3 protein-coding genes are annotated in these 2,506 nt (G+C 40.8%); all 3 read left to right on the top strand.

Annotated features, from left to right (window positions below; translation table 11 throughout):
- Positions 1 to 280, top strand: a 280-nt coding sequence (locus KGY70_20850; GenBank protein MBS3777654.1) for a hypothetical protein, incomplete at its 5' end; no start/stop codon positions are given.
- Positions 281 to 292: 12 nt separating this feature from the next.
- A complete protein-coding gene (locus KGY70_20845) occupies positions 293 to 1,009 on the top strand; it encodes an HNH endonuclease (protein MBS3777653.1) in 717 nt (238 codons plus the stop codon).
- On the top strand, positions 1,006 to 2,400 hold the full coding sequence (locus KGY70_20840) for a hypothetical protein (protein MBS3777652.1): 1,395 nt from the start codon (positions 1,006 to 1,008) through the stop codon (positions 2,398 to 2,400). The genes KGY70_20845 and KGY70_20840 overlap by 4 nt, the downstream gene beginning before the upstream one ends.
- The last annotated feature ends 106 nt before the right edge of the window (positions 2,401 to 2,506 follow it).

Genomic DNA, 2,506 nt, shown 5'->3' with positions numbered 1-2,506 from the left:
GCTTGCCTCTCACACCCTGGACAATCGCCCGGGAGTGAATAGTCTGAAATTTGAGGTCTACAAAAGGTTTGGTGTGGTGGATTATGACTCAGAGATACATCCCTATCTCATAGCAAAGGACAAAAAGAATGGCAATGCCTTCAACCAAATCTACGAATTGTTGAAGCAACCCGGAGGAGAAGAAAAACTGTTGACTTATAACGGATGGGATAGTATTTGTTCCTTGAGAGCCGGGAAGGAACAGATGGAAGAGATTGGTTACGATTTTCTACCTTTTTAAAAATAAATAATTATGAATACCCCATGTAAAAATAAGAAAGACAATGAATTTCTTAATAAAGTTAAGGAAGGGAAAATAACTAAGAAAAGCATAGCAAATACAATTCCAAAAAATTACGAAGGATTGTCTTCAGAGGATTTATTTAATATTTTTCCAGAAAAAAGAAGGTCCAATTATCCCAGAGCTGTTGAAATTTTATACTATTGGGAGAATGATTTTAAATTGGACTGGGGTGAACCAGAATGCTTTGGGTGTAAACAAATGACTTTTAAACCAGAAGGCGCTGGACATATAGCTAATGGAGGATCATTTGAAGTATGGAAAGATTATTTAGAAATATGTCATATAACTTCAGTATGTTTCGGTGGCCCTGACAAACCTTGGAATATTATATTTCTATGTCCATGGTGTCATAAAGCATTTGATGAGGTCTTTTCGGGTTATCCAAATGAATACCACAAACAATTGAAATGGTTAATAAATAGAAGGTCTAATTTACTTAATTGGATAACAGAAGATGTGAAAAAGAATGAAAAAATCAGAAGGATATTTGAAGAAAATAAAGTTTTGGAATTCGCCCGGTTATTTACAAGGGTAAAGAAAACAGGTAATTACAAGAGATATATGTGGGAGAATTTAGTTGATAAATGGGGATGGACTCCTTGGAGAGAAATAGCATTGAGACAACATTATGTGGCAAATAGACTTTATAAGTATTTAAAATTATGATCGAACAACTCAAAACAGCCGACGCCTACAAACTCCTACACAACGGAGCACTGGCCCTGGCTCGGGCGGAGGAACAAGGTTTCCGGGTGGACCTGGAATATGTTGACAATAAAATCAATGAAATAGACCGGCAAATCCTCCAGATCCAGGATGAACTACAGGCAACCAATTTTTATAAGCATTGGAAACATACGCGGAAAGAGAAGCCCCCGAACATTCACAGCGACCAGCAACTCCAAAACTTCCTATATAAGGTAAAAAAATACACTCCCACCAAACGAACTGACACCGGACAAGGGAGTACGGATGAAGAGGCCCTGAAAGCCCTAAAAGTCCCGGAGCTGGATATGATCCTGAAGATCCGTAAGCTGGAAAAAATCAAGGGCACCTATCTGAAACCCTTCAAGCGGGAAGCAGTTAACGGATACATTCATCCCAATTTTCATCTCCATACCGTCCGTAGTTATCGATCGTCCTCTGATAAACCCAACTTCCAGAACATTCCCAAAAGGGACGAGGAGGCCATGAATATAACCCGGCGAGCTTTATATCCACGGCCCGGGCACCAATTGCTGGAGGTTGACTACTCCGGCCTTGAGTTCAATATAAATGCCTGTTACTCCCGTGACCCGGCAATGATCAAGTATTGTGAGAACCCGGACTCTGACCCTCACGGGGATATTGCAGAAAAGGTGTATATGATAGATGGGTTTGATAAATCCATCCCTGAACATAAGATGTTGCGATCGGCGGCTAAAAATGGTTTCGTCTTCCCGGAACTATACGGAAGTTGGTATAAGGCCTGTGCCCTAAACCTTGCGTGTGATTGGGGTGGGTTACCTGCGGAAGGTCGTTGGCGTAAAGGAATGGGAATAGAATTTGATGGCAAAAATCTCTCGGATCATTTCATTAGAAAAGGCATCCGGTCGCTGGATGATTTTATTGAGCACGTCCAGAAAGTGGAACAGGAGTTTTTCCGTATGTTTCCCGTACACAAAGAATATATGGAATCAACCTACGACCGATACAAAATGAATGGGTATGTGGACATGTATACTGGGTTCCGATGCCGGGGAATAATGTCAAAAAACAACGTCCTGAACTATCCCATTCAAGGGTCAGCTTTTCATTGTCTGCTTTGGTCCTTCACTGAGATTGATCGAATAATGCGGGAGGAGCGGTGGGATACTCGAATGATAGGCCAAATACACGATGCCATTCAATCTGATGTTAATCCAGATGAATTAGATTATGTGGCTAAAACTATCCGCCGGGTCACCTGTGAGGATCTCCCTCGGGAGTGGCCTTGGATTGTAGTGCCATTGAACATTGATGCCGATATTTGTCCGGTAGATGGGAGTTGGGCCGAGAGCAAAAGTTATCCAATATAGGAAGAAATTTCTTTTTAATTATTGGTATAAATTTGTATAATAATATAATAAAATAAACTAAATGACCCTATACAGAAAGTACAGACCGCAGTGGTTCTCCGATATT

It is taken from the genome of Bacteroidales bacterium (assembly GCA_018334875.1).
Lineage (GTDB): Bacteria > Bacteroidota > Bacteroidia > Bacteroidales > UBA12077 > JAGXLC01.
This window is presented reverse-complemented; position numbering and strand designations above follow the sequence as displayed.

What these genes read in the sequence shown, in the direction of transcription:
- KGY70_20840 (MBS3777652.1), top strand. Translation starts at nt 1,006, where the DNA reads ATGATCGAACAACTCAAAACAGCCGACGCCTACAAACTCCTACACAAC.
- KGY70_20845 (MBS3777653.1), top strand. Translation starts at nt 293, where the DNA reads ATGAATACCCCATGTAAAAATAAGAAAGACAATGAATTTCTTAATAAA.